This is a genomic window from Vibrio sp. TAP-3B (genome assembly GCF_057784735.1).
Genome location: NZ_CM173495.1, coordinates 2,867,194 through 2,885,704 on the forward strand (window position 1 = coordinate 2,867,194; position 18,511 = coordinate 2,885,704).

At 46.4% G+C, this 18,511-nt stretch carries 16 protein-coding genes; 10 read left to right on the plus strand and 6 right to left on the minus strand.

Going from position 1 to position 18,511, the window contains the following annotated elements; translation table 11 throughout:
• The first annotated feature begins 12 nt into the window (after positions 1–12).
• Positions 13–828, plus strand: a complete 816-nt coding sequence (locus AC3D28_RS13635) for an alpha/beta fold hydrolase (protein WP_488535075.1) — start codon at positions 13–15, stop codon at positions 826–828.
• Positions 829–863: 35 nt separating this feature from the next.
• Here the strand turns inward: AC3D28_RS13635 and plsY are convergent, their stop codons facing one another.
• On the minus strand, positions 864–1,475 hold the full coding sequence (plsY, locus tag AC3D28_RS13640; protein WP_098416575.1) for a glycerol-3-phosphate 1-O-acyltransferase PlsY: 612 nt from the start codon (positions 1,473–1,475) through the stop codon (positions 864–866).
• A gap of 249 nt (positions 1,476–1,724) precedes the next feature.
• Here plsY and folB point away from each other — a divergent pair, with 249 nt between their 5' ends.
• From folB to AC3D28_RS13655, 3 genes are read left to right on the plus strand one after another with little or no spacing between them, the layout of a single operon-like run.
• Entirely contained in the window at positions 1,725–2,084 is a 360-nt protein-coding gene (gene folB, locus AC3D28_RS13645) for a dihydroneopterin aldolase (protein WP_098416574.1), read from the plus strand.
• On the plus strand, positions 2,081–2,569 hold the full coding sequence (folK, locus tag AC3D28_RS13650; RefSeq protein ID WP_098416573.1) for a 2-amino-4-hydroxy-6-hydroxymethyldihydropteridine diphosphokinase: 489 nt from the start codon (positions 2,081–2,083) through the stop codon (positions 2,567–2,569). The genes folB and folK overlap by 4 nt, the downstream gene beginning before the upstream one ends.
• Before the next feature lie 9 nt (positions 2,570–2,578).
• Positions 2,579–3,382, plus strand: a complete 804-nt coding sequence (locus AC3D28_RS13655; protein WP_488535076.1) for an undecaprenyl-diphosphate phosphatase — start codon at positions 2,579–2,581, stop codon at positions 3,380–3,382.
• 67 nt (positions 3,383–3,449) lie between these two features.
• Here AC3D28_RS13655 and AC3D28_RS13660 read toward each other — a convergent pair whose 3' ends face one another.
• Positions 3,450–4,670, minus strand: a complete 1,221-nt coding sequence (locus tag AC3D28_RS13660; protein ID WP_488535077.1) for a multifunctional CCA addition/repair protein — start codon at positions 4,668–4,670, stop codon at positions 3,450–3,452.
• Between the two features lie 137 nt (positions 4,671–4,807).
• Between AC3D28_RS13660 and AC3D28_RS13665 the strand changes: the two genes are divergently transcribed.
• Positions 4,808–6,424, plus strand: a complete 1,617-nt coding sequence (locus AC3D28_RS13665) for an ExeA family protein (RefSeq protein ID WP_488535078.1) — start codon at positions 4,808–4,810, stop codon at positions 6,422–6,424.
• Positions 6,424–7,101, plus strand: coding sequence for a general secretion pathway protein GspB (locus AC3D28_RS13670; RefSeq protein WP_488535079.1), 678 nt, complete (start codon positions 6,424–6,426; stop codon positions 7,099–7,101). Before AC3D28_RS13665 ends, AC3D28_RS13670 begins: the two co-directional genes overlap by 1 nt.
• Before the next feature lie 123 nt (positions 7,102–7,224).
• On the opposite strand, the gene AC3D28_RS13675 is transcribed toward AC3D28_RS13670, so the two are convergent.
• From AC3D28_RS13675 to AC3D28_RS13685, 3 genes are all read right to left on the minus strand, one after another.
• Positions 7,225–7,836, minus strand: a complete 612-nt coding sequence (locus tag AC3D28_RS13675) for a TIGR04211 family SH3 domain-containing protein (protein ID WP_488535080.1) — start codon at positions 7,834–7,836, stop codon at positions 7,225–7,227.
• A gap of 176 nt (positions 7,837–8,012) precedes the next feature.
• Positions 8,013–9,272 carry an inorganic phosphate transporter gene (locus tag AC3D28_RS13680; RefSeq protein ID WP_098416567.1) on the minus strand — a complete coding sequence of 420 codons (1,260 nt, stop codon included), beginning with the start codon at positions 9,270–9,272 and terminating at the stop codon, positions 8,013–8,015.
• Between the two features lie 130 nt (positions 9,273–9,402).
• Positions 9,403–10,083 carry a TIGR00153 family protein gene (locus AC3D28_RS13685; protein ID WP_179885721.1) on the minus strand — a complete coding sequence of 227 codons (681 nt, stop codon included), beginning with the start codon at positions 10,081–10,083 and terminating at the stop codon, positions 9,403–9,405.
• A 212-nt stretch (positions 10,084–10,295) separates the two neighbouring features.
• On the opposite strand from AC3D28_RS13685, the gene AC3D28_RS13690 reads away from it, so the two are divergent.
• Positions 10,296–11,828: a CYTH and CHAD domain-containing protein gene (locus AC3D28_RS13690; protein ID WP_098416565.1), complete on the plus strand. Its 1,533-nt coding sequence runs from the start codon at positions 10,296–10,298 to the stop codon at positions 11,826–11,828.
• Positions 11,829–11,867: 39 nt separating this feature from the next.
• On the opposite strand, the gene AC3D28_RS13695 is transcribed toward AC3D28_RS13690, so the two are convergent.
• Positions 11,868–12,686, minus strand: a complete 819-nt coding sequence (locus AC3D28_RS13695) for a potassium channel family protein (RefSeq protein WP_488536094.1) — start codon at positions 12,684–12,686, stop codon at positions 11,868–11,870.
• Positions 12,687–12,734: 48 nt separating this feature from the next.
• Between AC3D28_RS13695 and AC3D28_RS13700 the strand changes: the two genes are divergently transcribed.
• The 3 genes from AC3D28_RS13700 (at position 12,735) to hldE (ending at position 18,451) form a co-directional block, all read left to right on the plus strand.
• On the plus strand, positions 12,735–13,991 hold the full coding sequence (locus AC3D28_RS13700) for a methyl-accepting chemotaxis protein (protein WP_488535081.1): 1,257 nt from the start codon (positions 12,735–12,737) through the stop codon (positions 13,989–13,991).
• 118 nt (positions 13,992–14,109) lie between these two features.
• Positions 14,110–16,953 (plus strand): bifunctional [glutamate--ammonia ligase]-adenylyl-L-tyrosine phosphorylase/[glutamate--ammonia-ligase] adenylyltransferase, encoded by a 2,844-nt coding sequence (gene glnE, locus AC3D28_RS13705; RefSeq protein ID WP_488535082.1) that lies wholly within the window; start codon positions 14,110–14,112, stop codon positions 16,951–16,953.
• Between the two features lie 67 nt (positions 16,954–17,020).
• On the plus strand, positions 17,021–18,451 hold the full coding sequence (hldE, locus tag AC3D28_RS13710; protein WP_098416561.1) for a bifunctional D-glycero-beta-D-manno-heptose-7-phosphate kinase/D-glycero-beta-D-manno-heptose 1-phosphate adenylyltransferase HldE: 1,431 nt from the start codon (positions 17,021–17,023) through the stop codon (positions 18,449–18,451).
• Positions 18,452–18,511: the final 60 nt, after the last annotated feature.

The following is an 18,511-nucleotide window of genomic DNA, read 5'->3' on the forward strand; positions in this document are numbered from 1 at the left end:
ATGGATATATCAATGAAGAAGTTTGAAATTGAAGGTCAGCAACTTGCTTACCTAGATAGAGGCGAAGGACCTGTATTGCTGTTTGGCCACAGCTACTTGTGGGATAGCCAAATGTGGGCGCCGCAAATTGAAGTATTGAGCCAGTCTTATCGTTGTATTGTGCCGGACTTGTGGGCGCATGGTGAGTCAGACGTGGCGCCAGCCTCAACGCAATCTTTAGTCGATTACGCACAGCATATGCTGGCATTAATGGATCATCTTGAAGTAGAAACGTTCTCTATCGTGGGGTTATCTGTCGGCGGAATGTGGGGAGCCGAGCTTACGGCTCAAGCGCCACAGCGTGTTAAGTCACTTGTGTTGATGGATACGTTCATTGGTTGGGAGCCCGAAGTCACGTACAAAAAGTACTTTGCGATGCTCGATAAAATCAGTCAAGTTCAAGCTGTTCGAGCTCCAATTATTGAAGCCATCGTGCCGCTGTTCTTTGCTGACAATGCAGGGCAGGTGAACCCAGAGCTGGTTACTTCATTCACACGAAGTTTAGAAAGCCTTAGCGGTGAGCGGGCGGTGGAAGTGGCTCGCATTGGTCGCATGGTGTTTGATCGCCGTGATGTGATTGAGGATTCGGAAACATTCGCTCTACCGACATTAATTGCGGTTGGCTGTGAAGATAAACCACGTCCGGTATTCGAGTCTTACTTAATGAAAGATTGCATTACGGGCAGTGAGTTGGTGGAAATTCCGCAAGCGGGACACATCAGTTCGCTAGAGCAGCCTGAATTTGTCAACCAGATGTTGTTGAGCTTCCTCAATAGAGTCCATGATTGACCTGGCACGCCTTACTTCAATACAAAGACTCGGCATTAGACCGAGTTTTTTTCTGCCAATTTTTTCTCGCCGATCCTCGGTTCTTCACCAGTTAGCAACCGACGAATGTTTTGGTGATGCTTAAATACAATTAAGCAACACAGCATCGCCACAGGTAACGTGTATTGTGGTTTAAACATCCAGGTATAAAAAGGCGTGACCAATACGGTGACGAGAGCGGCAAGCGAAGAATAGCGAAACAAGGCAGCAACCGATAACCAAGTGAGCATCACCAGTCCGGTAAGATCCAGCCCGATAGGTGCAATGGCTCCTAATGCCGTTGCTACGCCCTTCCCACCTTTAAAGTGGAAAAAAATGGGGTACATATGGCCAAGACAGGCGGCAATGGCAATAATGCCAAGAATGATAGGGTCGATGCCAAGAAAGTAACCACCCCAAACAGGGATGGTTCCTTTTAGCATATCGCACAATAAGACAGAAACTGCGGCCCCTCGACCACCAATGCGCAATACGTTCGTCGCCCCAGGGTTATTTGATCCAACACTGCGTGGATCTGGCAGTTTTAACAGTCGACAGATCAAAACCGCACTAGAAACCGACCCCAGTAAATAGGCGGCCATTGTCATTATCAGTGCCAGTGCGTCCATAGAAGTCCTTGATGGATTGGAATTTAATGCTCAGTTCCCGCGTAGTTGCTATCATACCTCGAATTCACATAATGCAGAAATCCTCTCTGTGACGGAACTTGCATTGTGTGATTTCTTGTATATTAAGATGCTTTCGCAGTTTATACCTAAGTCACATTGTGATGACCTAAGTCAATGTGACTTAGGTATAGAATACTACGATCAAATACCCCTCACGGGTATCCGACCTCTGTAATAGAAGGATATAAGATGGCTCTGGATAAAGTTTTTATTGAACAGTTAGAAGTAATCACCACCATTGGTGTGTACGATTGGGAACAGCAAATCAAACAAAAGTTAGTTCTGAATATCGAGATGGCACACGACAACAAACCAGCAGGTAAAAGTGATGATGTGCAAGATGCGCTGGATTATTCGTTAGTGAGTGAGGCGGTACTGAGCCATATTGAAAATGGCCGTTTTCTATTGGTCGAGCGCGTAGCAGAGGAAGTTGCTGAGATTATTATGCATAGATTTTCAGTTCCTTGGGTCAAGATCCGGTTGGCGAAACCAGGCGCGGTGCCTCAAGCGCGTTCTGTTGGCGTGGTGATTGAGCGAGGACAAGCATGATCACCACCTATATCGGAGTTGGTACGAACGTAGAAAGAGAGCTGCACGCTCTCGCTGCGTATCAAGAGCTACAACAGCTAGGAGAAAACCTTCTCGTATCGCCGATATACGAGTGCCAACCAATTGGCTTTAGTAGTCAGAATTTTTACAACTTTGTGATCGCTATGCACACGACGTTGTCATTAGAAGAGTTAAGTCATCAGCTGCGCGAGATTGAATTTAAGTGGGGGCGTGAAAAAAATGCACAAAAGTATCAGGATCGAACCCTGGATCTCGATATCGTGTTGTTTGGTGAGCATATCTCCAAGAAAAAGCCTGAGCTACCTCGCCATGACATCTACAAATATCCTTTTGTTACAAAGCCTTTGTATGATCTTAAACCTCACTTAGTCATCCCCGGAGATGGACGCACAGTCGCAGATATTTGGCATACTATGCAGCCAGTCGATTCACTCAAACCGGTTTCTTTTTCATTTTTTATTTGAGTTATTTACATGAGTTATTTTGAAGCCTTTATTTTGGCTCTGGTTCAGGGGCTGACCGAGTTTTTACCTATTTCCAGCTCTGCTCACTTGATCTTGCCCTCCGCGATTTTGGGTTGGGAAGACCAAGGGTTATCGTTTGATGTTGCTGTGCACGTGGGAACATTATTGGCAGTGGTGCTCTATTTTCGTCATGAAGTTATCACTTTGTTCCAGGCGCTATTGGCATCGATTTTTACAGGGAACCGTAGCAAAGAAGCGAAACTCGCTTGGATGATCGTGATCGCCACAATCCCAGCCTGTGTGTTCGGTTTGCTCATGAAAGACGTTATCGAGCTTTATTTACGCAGTGCATACGTTATCGCTACTACCACTATTGTGTTTGGTTTATTACTTTGGTGGGTGGATAAAAACGCAGAACTGGTGGCAGAGGAATACCAAACGGATTGGAAGAAAGCAGTATTCATAGGTATTGCTCAAGCATTAGCGATGATCCCTGGTACATCTCGCTCAGGGGCAACGATCACTGCCGCGCTTTATCTCGGTTTTACTCGAGAAGCCGCCGCACGTTTTTCATTCCTTATGTCTATCCCCATCATCACGCTTGCGGGGAGCTACTTAGGTATGAAGCTCATCACCAGTGGCGAGCCCGTTCATGTCGGTTTCCTGTTAACCGGTATCGTGACCTCATTCATTAGTGCTTATATCTGTATCCACTTCTTCTTGAAGATGATTTCACGCATGGGCATGACGCCATTTGTGATTTATCGTCTGATTCTAGGCTTTGGTTTGTTTGCTTTCTTGCTCATGACATAAACCTAGCCAGAATAAAAAAACGTCCGCTAATCAAGCGGACGTTTTTGTTTGTTCTGAATCTACTTTGCTACTTATTTAGCGCAACTTTGATTGCCTCAATGCGGCGTTTCTCTTGTTCATCTCGAATTGCAGGCCCTTTGAAACCGTCTTGAATGATCGCTTGTACATCCACAGAGACCGCGGCTTGATAGGCGCGCATAAATAATTCGGCTTGTGGGTAAGGTTGATCTTCTAATCCTTTGCGACCTGCGTGGTCAGCTTGGCAGCAAATCAAGATATCATGTAGACGTTCGGCTTTACGCCATACATCAAATTTGTTGAGGATCTTCACTATGGTTTGTGGTTTAAGCTCAGCAGCACGATGGATATTAGAATGTTGCTCACAGACCATTAAAGCTAAATCACGAAATTCATTGGGCACACGCACGCGTTCGCACAATTTTTTTATCAGCTTTAATCCAGTATGACAGTGCATTTTGTGGCTCGGCCATTCGTTTTCTGGTGTCACACCTTTGCCTAGATCGTGCACTTGCGCGGCAAATCTGACGGGGAGTGAGTTGCTCAGTTTTGCTGCTTGCTCTGCCACCATTAATGTATGAACGCCCGTATCGATTTCAGGATGCCAGTTTTCTGGTTGAGGAACCCCAAATAGCGCATCTATTTCGGGTAGTACAGCCTCTAATGCGCTGCAATCACGTAATACCGATAGGAAAACATCAGGACGAGGCGTCGAGAGGGACTTATGCCACTCTTGCCAAACTCGCTCTGGGGTTAACGTATTCAGTTCACCGGATGTCGACATGTCACGCATCAGTTGCATGGTGTCGTCTGCAACGCTAAAACCTAGAGGGGCGAGTTTAGCAGCAAAGCGGGCAACGCGCAGAACACGCAAAGGGTCTTCGGTAAATGCCTCGGAAACGTGACGTAACAGTTTGTCTTGGAGGTCTTGTTGGCCGCCGTAAGGGTCATAAAGTTTGCCTTCGTGATTCATCGCCATGGCATTGATGGTTAAATCACGACGAATTAAATCTTCTTCTAGTGTAACGTTTTGATCAAAGAAGCACTCAAAACCAGTGTAACCTGAGCCAGATTTCCTTTCTGTTCGTGCGAGGGCATGTTCTTCTTTACTTTTTGGATGAAGAAACACAGGGAAGTCTTTTCCAACGGCAGTATACCCTTGAGACAACATCATCTGTGGCGTGGCTCCTACCACAACCCAGTCGTTGTCATAACTATCAATGCCGAGCAATTTATCTCGAACTGCGCCACCTACTAAATAAACTTGCACGAATTACCTCTTAATTTATTGATGTGCCGTTGGACATTGTAGCAAGCAATGGTACTTTTCTTTACTCCCGAGAGCAGATGCATCTATGTTTACATCTAGATGTATCTAACAGGGTGGTTTTTTAGCTGGAGAACCTAATGTATAAGGACTTTTTTGGGTTTGTAGAACAACCATTTTCAATTGTTCCGAACTCACGTTATTTGTATTTGAGCCAACGTCATAAAGAAGCAATTACGCATCTCCAAGCTGGATTGGGCGATGGAGGCGGGTTTGCCATGCTGACAGGCGAGGTTGGCACAGGCAAAACCACTGTGGCAAAAGCCATGCTGGCAAACTTAGGTGATAATACCAAAGCGGGACTGATCCTTAACCCGACGTTTTCGAGCCGAGATTTGCTGGAGGCTATCTGTGATGAGTTTAAAGTCACTTACCCACCTGATGCGAACCTCAAACAGTTAAGCCAAGTAATCAACGATTATCTTCTGCGTAATTACCGTGCGGGATGGCAAACGCTGCTTGTTATTGATGAAGCGCAGCACCTAGCCGCTGACGTGTTGGAGCAGTTGCGGTTATTGACTAATCTCGAGACTGACACCAGAAAACTACTCAAAGTCTTATTGGTTGGGCAACCAGAACTACAAAGACTTTTGCAAACGACGCAATTGCGTCAGCTCGCACAGCGCATTACAGGGCGCTACCACTTATTGCCATTGGATGAAAAAGAGACGGAAGATTACATCGCATTCCGGCTGCATACGGCGGGTGGCGATCAGCAATTGTTCAATCGCGCCTCCTGCAAGCTGATTTCGAAATACAGTCATGGCATCCCAAGATTGATCAATCTCATTTGTGATAAAGCCCTAAATATGAGCTACCACTTAGGCAGCGTTGTGGTTGATAAACCAATCGTCTTGCAAGCTTGTGAAGAAGTCATGCAGTTTCAGGCCGATATTTACCAGCAAGAGCCCCAAGTACGCCACTCATTCCGTTGGCCTACTTGGGGCTCTTCTGCGGTTGGGGTTGTCGCAGCATTGGGGGTTGGTTGGGGGGTGATGAATCATATGCCCATCAAGCAGGTGTCACTTTTAGCTGAAATCACCAAGTCGAGTGATGAACCTGTCCCCGTGACTATCAGCAAGCAGTTAACGGATGAACAACGCCGCTTGCTACTAGAACAAAAACAATCAAACTTAGCAATCAACGATTTATATCGTTTATGGGGGTATCAAGCCTCGGTTCGAGATAACCTTTGTTTGTCAGAACCGCAATCGACCATGCGTTGTGAGAGAAAAATGGCCACATGGCCGTTGTTAATACAGCAAAATCGCCCGGTGATTTTAGAGCTGAACCATCAGGGAGAAGTGGGGTACGTCATTTTATATGCGGTAGGTAATGACAAAGTGGAAGTCCTCAATGACAAACAACGCTTACGCTTGCCCGTTTCATGGCTAAAACCGATGTGGCACGGCAACATTATTGAGTTATGGCAGGCCCCACTGAAAGAGACGTTGCGTTTAGATATGGAAGGACCCGCTATCGAAGTCTTAGATAGATTGCTGGCTGAAGCCGTCAGCGAACCACCGTTTGACACGGAAGTTTTTGATGGGGCGATAAAAGAGCGAGTCGAGTTATTTCAGCGCTGGCAAGGGATTGGTGTTGATGGCATTGCTGGTAAACGAACTCTAGAGCGTTTGCAACAAGCCGTACAACCAGAGGCTCCAACACTGGAACGTATTGAAAAGGAGGACGTTTAATGTCACTCATTAAACATGTAGGCTTCTTTCTGTTGCCGATCACCGTATCAGCAATCGGGGGCGCTTGGTATTTGGACCTGCTTACGCTGCCAGTTGGGGCGGCAACACCAGTCACTACAATTGAAGTCGCACAGCCATTCGCAACGTTAGATTACCCGCAAACCAGTCAGCTTGCTCAATTACCAAGAGAATGGCCAAGAGCCGAACTCTCTCATGATATTGGCACCTTTACGGCAGAAGAAGAATACGCGAATAATACGCAGGCCAATGAGTCATCGCCTACGCGAAGCGATAATCAACCTTCCTCCCGTGGGGGAGAGAAGTTAAGCTTATCTTTGGATGATCTCGATTTATCCTCGTTATCGCCCAATTTGGCAAGAAAGGTCGAAAATGCACTGTCGCGAGATGACTCTCTGTCACCACAAGCAGAACGGGTCAATGAGTTAGAGCGTAATGCTCGGCGATGGCAGGGGCGTTTGCCTGCGCTTAACTTACAAACACATATGTACGCCAGTGATGTCAATCGACGCTGGGTTAAAATTAACAATATTGAGTACCACCAAGGCGATATCGTCGATGGCCAAGTCACGTTAAAGGAAATACAACCACAAGCGGTGATTGTTGAGTTTCAAGGCGAGCAGATCCGTATACCGGCTTTGTATGAATGGAAAGGGTAAACGTTGACTCATTCATGATTGGTTTAGCGATTAAAAAGCCAGCGTTTTTCAACACTGGCTTTTTTTCGTTTTAGTACCTCGTCCTGAAATATGGTTACACATTAAGGACGAGATAGAGAAGGCTTATGCCCAACCTGAAGGAGAACGCTTTCTGCGAGGAATAATATGAGGAAGAATCAAACCAAATAACAGACCTAAACCTGCGACTCCGCCGCCGTAAGTGAAGTACTTCAGCAACATGTCATCTTTTTGGGTGTCAAGTTTTGCACTGAGCTCACGGTTTTCTGTTTCAACAGACGTCAGTTGAACGCTGATCTCAGAGTACTTATTCTCAAGATCAGCAATCTGTTGGTTGCGTGTTTTTAGTGAGGTGACTAAACCGGCTTTCTCTGCATCTGACGTTTGACGAGCATTTGCGAGTTGTTCTTTCACTTTTTCCAGTTCTTGCTCAATACGAGGAAGACGGATAGCCATGCTTTCTTGGCTTGTCACAAATTTGCTTTGTACCCAACCAGTGCGGCCACGAGAGTCACGAATTTGCGTGTAGCCAGTGTCTTTGTTTGCTTTTATTAGTTGTACTTTAGAGCCGGCGTTAACACTCCCAATAATACGGTAAGTGTTGTTTGGACCTGAGTGCATAAAAGTGAATAGGTCATCAGAAATATAACGGTCTGCTGCTAGGGCCGCTGGCGCTGCTAGCAAAGTAAACAAAACCGTGATGATTAGTTTTTTCACAGTAAATCCCTTAACGATTTTTTGGATACAGCATTGGCACCGAATTATTGGAGCCAGAAATAGACGAATAGTATGTAGTTTCAAACGTCGGTGCAACAAAGAAGGGAGGCAAAGCCTCCCTTTCTGTGCGTTTGAGTCAATAATGACAAAGTGCTTACACTCTGTTGACGGAGTGCTTAAGCGAACGTTGCTTGAATGCCATAGAAGAATACCACGGCCAGTAGCGCGCCAGCTGGTAGCGTGACAATCCATGATGCAACGATGTTGCGTACCACGCCGAGGTTAAGTGCAGCGATACCGCGAGCAAAGCCAACCCCCAGAACTGCACCCACAAGAGTTTGAGTCGTTGAAATAGGTAAGCCAGTACCAGACGCAAGCACGACAGTACATGCGGTTGCAAGCTGAGCAGCAAAACCACGACTCGGTGTTAGTTCAGTGATACCAGTACCAACGGTCGCCATTACTTTATGACCAAGCGTTGCGAGACCGACCACAATACCAACGCCACCAAGTGGAAGAATCCACCATGCGATACTGCTTTTCGCGGTGATTTGACCCATGTGCTCAACGGTCGATACGACCGCAGAAAGTGGACCAATTGCGTTTGCTACGTCATTTGAACCGTGTGCAAATGCCATTGCACAAGCAGTGATAACCATTAGCACGCTGAAGATACCTTCCACGCCAGAAAAACCATGGTCTTCTTCGCGGTTAGCGAATTTCTTCTGGATATATAGGTAACCACCGACCATCACCAAGGCTGATACAACCGCAGCCCAAGCCCAAGCCTCACCGTTTGTCAAATGAAGACCAACGTGTTTAAGGCCTTTTTTGATGGTAACTAGCGCGATCACCATCGTCGTGATGAACATGTAAACGGGTACAAAACGCTTCGCGTTGATTAGCGGGCTTTCTGTATCAAAAATCAGACGTTGTGCGCTAACAAAAATCAAGTATGCAAAGAAGCCAGAGATGATCGGTGTAATGATCCAGCTACCCACAATGCCTTGAACACTGCCCCAGTCAACTGCCTCAGTACCGACTGACACACACGCAAAACCGATGATAGCACCGATAATTGAGTGAGTCGTGGATACAGGCCAGCCCATGTAAGAAGCAAGCAGCAGCCAAGTACCAGCCGCAAGCAGCGCTGACATCATACCGTAGACAAGAACGTCAGGTTGACTAGCAAATAAAGAAGTTTCGATTACACCTTTACGGATAGTGTCTGTTACTTCACCGCCAGCAAGGTAAGCACCTGCAAATTCGAAGATCATCGCAATGATGATAGCTTGTTTTACCGTTAGCGCTTTTGAACCTACTGATGTCCCCATCGCATTAGCCACGTCATTCGCGCCAATACCAATCGCCATCATGAAACCAAAAAGCGCTGCAACAATAATCAGGACAGTGCCGTAGTTCGCAAGGATATCCATCGTAATACCTAGTTGTTTTATAACAAGCGGAACAAAATTTTACACGTGCCAAATCGTAAGACGATGAAAATAGTCATCGTCCTTGTGACACGAGTTCATTATGCTCTTCGTTATGTGGTTAACTTATGTTTTAAGAGCGAGATAGCATCACTTCCAAACGAGCACCTACGCGCTGCGCTTGGTCGGCAATACCACCTACCCATTCAAGAATCTTGTATAAGAACATGACATCGATAGGGTTCATGCCATATTCAATCGCCATCAATTGTTGGCGAAGTTCAATCTGCATAGCATCGGTATCATCTTCGATGGCATCTAATTGATGAATCATTTCAGCAACGAGCGTCACTTCTCGACCTTTAAAGCCAGTTTCGAGTAATTCATCAAGTTCATTGATTACCTTTTGCGCCTGATTAGCCGCATCAAGACAACGTTGAACGTAAGCGAGGAAGTTTGATTGGAGAGCCTCTGGAATGACAAGTTGACGACCATATACACGGCCAGAAATGTCTTTTGCCAGGTTTGCAAGTTTGTCTTGTTGAGTCAGAAGCTCAAGCATGTCAGTACGATCGACAGGCATAAACAAACCGCGAGGCAGTTTTAGACGGATTTCACGTTTCAGCACATCCGCTTCTTTCTCGAGGTGAGAAATTTGTGCGCGAATTTCTGCTGCTTTTTCCCAGTCACCCTTTGAAGATACTTCAAAGAATTTCACCAAGTGTGAACAACATTCGTTGACACACACCACGTGGCGTTGCAAAGGCTTAATTGGGGACTTTGCAAATAACCCCATAATTGTATTTACTGGCATGGTCATTCAACCTAATAACTATAACCTTAAAAAAACATACACCATTTTTCAGTGCTTGGCGAAATGTTGAACGATGGCTATAAAGGCGCGCATGTTAACGCATTAAATCGCTCATTAAAACTGTTTTAGATCATCATTCCGGCGATATTTCTCGCTTGCCGTGCGAGAAATATCGCCATATCCTGTTTCTATCTGCTTTAAAAGGTATCGCTATGGAAACCGAAATAGAACTGAAGTTTTTTGTTTCTCCAGAATTTTCAGAAACTTTACGAGAAAAAATTGCTGAGACAAAAGTACTTCAGCATAGTTGTCGTGACTTAGGTAACACCTATTTTGACACCGCCGATAAATGGCTTAGAAAGCACGACATTGGTTTAAGAATTCGCCGTTTTGATGATGTTTTTGTCCAAACCGTAAAGACTGCAGGGCGCGTTGTCGCAGGCTTGCATCAAAGGCCAGAATACAATGCTGAGCACACCAGTGATGAACCGGACCTTTCACTGCACCCCTCAGATATTTGGCCGTCAGGTAAAGATGCAGAAACGCTTCAGTCTGAACTTGCGCCGCTTTTTTCGACTAACTTCACACGTGAACAGTGGCTGATTGGCATGCCTGATGGTAGCCAAGTTGAGGTCGCGTTTGATCAAGGTATGGTCGTTGCCAAAGGCGAAGATGGGGAAGAGAAGCAAGAACCGATTTGTGAAGTTGAACTTGAACTAAAATCGGGTCAAACAGATGCGCTATTCTCGCTTGCTCGCTGCTTCTGTGAAGATGGCGGCATGCGCTTGGGGAACTTAAGCAAAGCGGCAAAAGGCTATCGCCTGGCGGCTGGGTACACCGGAGACGAAGTGAAATCGCTGGCGTTGGTGGATAGTAGCCCGACTGATACAATTGAGTATTGCTTGATTAACTCGCTGGAGCATGCGCTGTCACATTGGCATTATCATGAGCAAATTTACGCAGAGCGTGACAATGTAGAAGCGCTGCGTGAAATCAGTAATGCGATTCGTTTTATTCGTCAAACGTTGACCATCTTTGGCGGCGTTGTCCCTCGCCGTGCCAGTGCGATTCTGCGTCAAGAGTTAAAATGGTTAGAAGAAGAGTTGGGTTGGTTAGATGAGCATGCGCACCTTAAAGAACTCTTAGATGATAAAGGCAATGTACTTCGTAAGCTGGATGCGCGTAAGTTCTTAGTGTCTGAGTTAACTCAGCAGTTACAAGAGTTGCCAAGCCGTGAAGCAGTGCTAGGGCTGCTCAATTCCGCGCGTTACACCGGGTTACTGCTGGATCTTAGCCGCTGGATCTTAGCGCGTGGCTGGCAGCCATTTCTTGATGAAAAAGCGCGTGAAAAAATGGCCAGCAACATCATGCCGTTTTCAGTCACGCAGCTGGATCGTACGTGGGCTGAATTGGTAGAAGCGTTCCCGGCAGAGCGTGATCTCTCGGCACAAGAGTACGTTGATCAGCGTTACCGCTTGCTACGTAATCTATATACGGGCATTGGCTTTGCGAGCTTATACAACTGTGATGAGCGCAACAGCTTCCGTCTTCCTTGGGCTGATTTAGTACACGGAATTGATGATCTACTGATGTTGAATCACTTACTGCCGCTGGTTGATATGTTGGAAGATGGTGAGAAAGAGCAACTAGAACGTTGGCTGCACCGTCAAGAGCGTTCAATTTTGCATGCTATGGATCAAACCCGAGCGATCAGTGTGGAAGTGCAGCCTTATTGGCGTCAATGATCACTCTGAGCATAAGTACAAAAATAGGACCGCATGGTCCTATTTTTTTGTCTTTGCTTTGCTTTGTTGCAGCTCTTTTTCCATGACGTCGAGTCGCTCTAGTATTTGGGCTTGTTGGCTCAGGAGTTGCTCAAGCATACGTTCTTTATTGATTGAACTGTGCGTCTGTTGTTTGGTGGGTGCCGTTAGAATGGAGGTGATAAGACCTGAAATCATACCAAAGATCCCCACACCACAAACGATGATGATGACGGCTAAAAACTTTCCTCCTGAGGTCACCGGATAATGATCGCCGTAACCAACGGTCGAGATCGTAACAAATACCCACCACAAGGCGTCGGCTCCGGTGCGAATATTCGCTTCTGGATTTTTCGCTTCGATAAACAGCATTGCGTTAGAACCGAGCGTAATGAGGATCACCATCAACAACAATATTGAGGCGACCGTGGTTTCGCGGCGGTTTTCTTTGAGCTGATGCAGAATGAACTTTGAAGAGCGCAGAACTAATACCACTCGCAGAATATGAAAGATACGAGCAAAGCGCAGTGGCTCGATCATTGGGATGCTCGCCACAAAATCTATCCAATGACGTTTAAGAAATAACCACCGATCTGTGGACCGGATCAAATCAATGGTGAGCTGTAATAGAAAAATACTACAGATTATGAAATCCAGACCGATAAGTACTTGACGGGTTTCGTGATCAATAGAGAAAAACAACAAGCCAGAGATCACAAATAGTGCCATAAAAGACAAAATAAGTGACAACAGGCCCATCGGTCTTGTGCTGTCTTTGATATCATTATTTTTCATACGAAGCTCGAAATAAATCGTGTAATGGCATCCTAGCGCGACCATCACGGTAAGCAATAAAAAGACTATATAAGACTCGATGGAGAACTGACAATGGAAAAGCTGGCATTTAAGCCATGGGAAAGGGTCATATCCGACATACGACTGATCCCTAAAATGGTCATGTTGATGGTCTTCAGCACCGTCCTAATAGTGGCGAAACAACTGTGGGACGCAAACACCTTTCACGATTCACTTTTAGCCGCGACACAAAACGCGCAGGTTGCTCAGCAACACTATGAAGCGTATTTAACGCAAATCGCCTGGCAAACCGGGCTACTTATTATTGTTTTTGTTGTATTGCTCCTAGCGGCCGCGCGAGTGATGCTACGTCAAACGCAATATCTGAATGACGCGATTAAATTAATGGCCAACAAGAACCTCTCTGTTCCCTTTGGCATGGATTGTAAAGATGAATACGGAGATGTGGCACGTGAACTTGAAAAGACGCGTCGCCAATTGCACGACGTGATCGGAATGCAGATCAACGCTTCGGACGAATTATCGACATTGACGGAAGTCATGACCCTGAGCATGTCGGAAACCAAAGAGTCGGCACAAGAAGAGTTTAATGAAATTGATCAACTTGCTACCGCGATGAGCGAAATGTCTTCGACCGTTCAAACGGTTGCAGAGCATGCTCAGACAGCCTCCTCTTTTACTGAGCAAGCGTCAACGCAAGCGATCTCTGGTCAACAGTTCTTGCAAAGTACGATGGCGAAAATGAGGGAGCTTTCTACCGATATTGCTTCTTCCGCTCACGCAGTAAATCAAGTTGAAGAACGCGTGGAGGCCATCGGCAGCGTAGTTGGTACCATCCAAGGTATTTCTGAACAAACTAACTTGCTTGCACTGAACGCGGCGATAGAAGCCGCTCGAGCAGGAGAAGCCGGTCGAGGCTTTGCCGTGGTCGCGGATGAAGTCCGCAATCTTGCACAGCGAACTCAACAAGCGACGGTTGAAATTCAAGAGATGATCACACAATTACAAACTAGTGCGGAGTCTGCAGTAGAGTTGATGGAGAAAAGCGTTGTGGAAGCGGCCGATGGAAACGAGTTGGTTTCTAATGCTGGATCTGAGCTCGATGGTATTGTTGGGCAAGTGACGCAGATCAACGACATGAACTTCCAAATTGCGACAGCTTCTGGCCAGCAAAGTAGCGTGGCAGAAGAGATGAGCCAGAACCTCACTAATGTACGCGAACTGGTGGAAGCTTCCGTCGTTGTGGTGACCGAACTACTTGAAACGTCTGAAATGATGCAAAGCAATGCTGGTGAGTTAGATAAGAAAATAAAATCTTTCCAAGTCTAACTTTTATCCAGTCGTGAACTTTTGATAAAACGCCCACAACCTTTTTGTGGGCGTTTTTATTGGTACTGATTCTGGTATAAAAGAGGGTATTACCGTGCTTTTCAAACAAGGAAGAAAAATGCAGCTGCCTTCGCCACTGATTTCTGTCGCTGAACTTGCCATACAAAATGCCCAAGAAGCGGGCTACTTCGCTCTTTGGCCAACTGAGATCGCAAAGCAGTATCGCTATGTGTCTGGTTTGAGCCAGTTCATTACCGAAGCGATTCATCGAGATGAGGTATTAGCGCGTGAGTTACCAGCCATGTTGGCCGAGTCGAGTCGTCAAGAATCTTATCGACCGCGACTCGCAGCTCGATTGAGCGATTGCCAGGATGAGGTGGCCGGCCATCGAGTATTGCGACAGTTTCGTAACCGAGAAATGGTTTACATCGCGTGGAAAGATTTCATGCACACTTGGACACTTGAAGAATCCTTAAGTCATTTATCTCAATTGGCCGAAGCGATGATCTTTGAAACTTACCAGTGGCAATATCAGGCGTGTTGTAAAGAGTGGGGGACGCCCACCAATGCTGAAGGTGAGGCGCAACCGATGTTGGTGATTGGGATGGGGAAATTGGGGGGAGGTGAGTTAAACTTCTCTTCCGATATTGACCTGATTTTTACTTACCCCGAAAACGGTGAAACTCAAGGTGCTCGCCGCAGCATTGCCAATGCACAGTTCTTTACTCGTCTGGGTCAACGCATTATCAAAGCGCTTGATCAACAAACCTTTGATGGTTTTTGTTATCGTGTTGATATGCGGTTACGCCCCTTTGGTGAAAGTGGTCCTTTGGTCATGAGTTATGCCGCATTGGAAGATTACTACCAAGAGCAAGGACGCGATTGGGAGCGCTATGCGATGATCAAAGCACGAGTGATGGGATGTGAAATGTATCCGCAGTACCAAGAGCTTCGTCAAATGCTGCGTCCTTTTGTCTTTCGTCGTTATATCGATTTCAGCGCGATTCAATCTTTACGCCGGATGAAATTGATGATCCGCAGTGAAGTGCGTCGTCGAGGATTAAGTAACAACATCAAATTAGGCGCGGGTGGGATTCGAGAGATTGAGTTTATCGCGCAAGTTTTCCAATTGATCCGAGGGGGGCGGGAACCGTGTCTGCGCAATCGAGGTTTACTGGAGACGTTGCAGGGGATTGAAGAGCTGGCGTTACTGCCCCCTCAAGACGTGAGTGACTTGGAAGCCGCCTACAAATACCTGCGGCAGTTAGAGAATTTGCTGCAGGCCATGGCGGACAAGCAAACGCAGACGCTGCCTGACGGCGAAACGGAACGCTTAAAACTGGCCACTGCGATGCGATTGGAATCTTGGGAACACTTGATTGAGCAAACGCAGCTGCACATGGAAAATGTGCATCAAGTGTTTGAGTCGCTTATTGGTGATGACGAAGAAGATGAAAGTACCACTGTTGCCCGTCACTTCCATGAATTATGGGATATGGCTAAAAAGCAGGATGTACTTGAGCATATTTTACAGCATGATATCCAAGTCGACGATTTTGTCTTGTGCGCCAAAACCATCATTCACTTTAAAGCGGATTTAGCCAAGAAAACCCTCGGGCCTCGCGGACGTGAAGTGTTGAATCGTTTGATGCCCAAAGTGTTTGATGCGGTGTTTGCTCATTCCGATGCTCAATTTGGCTTACCGCGAGTGCTGCATTTACTGCACAATATTTGCACACGAACCACTTACTTAGAGTTATTGGATGAACATCCAGCCGCCTTGGTGCAGCTGGTGCGCTTGTGTACCTCAAGTCCAATGATTTCTGAGCAGTTATCTCGCTACCCTATTCTGCTCGATGAGTTGATCGACCCGGCGCAACTGTATAATCCGATTCCTTTAGATAGCTACCGAACGGAGTTACGCGACTATCTTGCCCGTATTCCTGAAGATGATATGGAACAGCAGATGGAGGCTTTACGCCAGTTTAAGCAAATCTGTATTCTGCGTATTGCCGCCGCAGATATTGCGGGAGTGCTGTCAGTCATGAAAGTGAGTGATCACTTAACCTATTTAGCAGAAGCTATCGTTGATGCGGTTGTCGGCCAAGCTTGGTTACAAGTCTCGGAGAAATATGGTGAGCCAACTCACGTGCAAGAGCGTGAAGGAAAAGGCTTTGCCGTGGTGGGGTATGGCAAAGTTGGGGGCTGGGAGCTTGGCTACAACTCTGATCTCGATATCGTTTTTCTGCATGACTGTCCAGTCAATGTGTGTACTGATGGCAAGAAAGAAATTGATGGCCGTCAGTTTTACCTTCGGTTGGCGCAGCGCATTATTCATATTTTCTCAACCCGCACTGCATCGGGCATCTTATATGAAGTGGATACCCGTTTACGCCCATCAGGTATATCAGGTTTATTGGTCAGTCCAACCGATGCATTTGAGGATTACCAGCACCAAGAGGCCTGGACATGGGAACATCAAGCGCTTGTACGTGCCCGAATGATTTATGGGGATGAGCCACTTGCAATCGCCTTCCACAATACTCGTCACGATGTGTTGTGCAAGCAGCGAGACCAAGTCAGGTTAAAAAACAATGTCGTTAAAATGCGGGAAAAAATGCGTGGTCATTTAGGTGGTAAAAAGCCAGGCCGTTTTATGCTTAAACAAGATATTGGTGGCATTACCGACATCGAGTTTCTCGCTCAGTACTTAGTGCTCAATTATAGTCACGATAAACCGAAACTGACCCGTTGGTGTGATAACGTGAGAATTTTTGAAACCCTCATTGCGCAAAACGTCATGGCTGAAGAGCAAGCGATGCAACTGATACGAGCGTATACTTCGATGCGCAATGAAATACATCGAAGAAATCTCCTTAATTTAGATGCGGATGTTGTAGAAGATAAATTTGTGGCGGAAAGAGAGTGGGTTAAACACGCTTGGGATCAGTGGTTCAATTAAGACGATATATTTAGCCCAGATAAGGGCTGTGATAAACTCACTTCGATTTAATTTTTGGAGAGCAATAATGAAACCGATTCTACCTGATTACAGCAGCGCAGGTGTGCTCATCATCGGCGATGTCATGCTAGATCGTTACTGGTATGGCCCAACCGGACGTATTTCTCCTGAAGCGCCGGTTCCTGTTGTAAAAGTAGAAAATAATGAAGAGCGTCCGGGTGGTGCTGCCAACGTTGCGATGAACATCGCGTCACTGGGTGGTCATGCTCACATTGTTGGTCTGACGGGGGAAGATGAACCAGCTAAAGTGCTGACGGATACACTTAGCTCTCTGAATGTGAAGTGTGATTTTGTCGCGCTTCCAGACTATCCAACCATCACAAAGTTACGTGTGATGAGCCGTGGTCAGCAATTGATTCGTTTGGATTTCGAAGATAAATTCGAAAATACCAATTCCGCTCCTGTTTTATCTCGTATGGATGTGGCATTGCCCAACGTAAAAGCGGTGATCATGTCGGATTACGCGAAAGGTTCACTAGAGCACGTTCAAGCTTATATTCAGAAAGCCCGAGCGGCGAATATTCCGGTGTTTATCGATCCTAAAGGTGCCGACTTCGAACGCTACCGCGGTGCAACGTTATTAACGCCAAACATGAAAGAGTTTGAAGATGTTGTCGGGAAAGTGAAATCTGATCAAGAGCTGGCGGAAAAAGCTCTCGAGCTTGTGGAAGCGTTCGATTTTGAAGCATTGTTGGTGACGCGTAGTGAAAATGGTATGACGCTGATCCGCCGCGGCCAAGAACCATTTCACCTGCCGACTCAAGCAAAAGAAGTGTATGACGTCACCGGCGCTGGCGATACCGTTATCTCCGTGTTAGCGGCCTCTGTGGCAGCGGGTAAATCATTCGAAGAAGCGTGTGCCTTGGCGAACGCGGCGGCTGGCGTGGTTGTGGGTAAGTTAGGCACATCAACATTATCTGAAATCGAATTGGCAGAAGCCGTTCACGGAAGCCAAGATACGGATTATGGTGTGATTTCGGAGAAGGCACTGATTGACGCGGTGAAGAAAGCCCGCGCGAAAGGTGAGAAGGTCGTAATGACTAACGGTTGTTTTGATATTCTTCACGCGGGCCATGTTTCTTACCTTAACCATGCTGCGGAATTAGGTGACCGTTTGATCGTCGCGGTCAATACGGATGAATCAGTAAAGCGTTTGAAAGGGCCAGGTCGGCCTGTCAACCCTACGGATCGTCGTATGGCGGTATTAGCTGGTCTTGGCGCAGTGGATTGGGTAGTCCCATTCAGTGAAGATACGCCTCAGCGTCTGATTTCTGAAGTTCTGCCAAGCTTGCTGGTTAAAGGTGGTGATTACAAACCAGAAGAGATCGCGGGTGGGAAAGAAGTCATCGCTGCTGGTGGTGAGGTTCGTGTCTTAAACTTTGAAGATGGTTGTTCAACCAGCGAAATCATCAACGCGATTAAAGGTGGTAAGGGGTAAGCTCAGCCAACCCTTTGATGGCATATCTCTTGAATAAAAAAACGCCAGTTGAGTGATCAA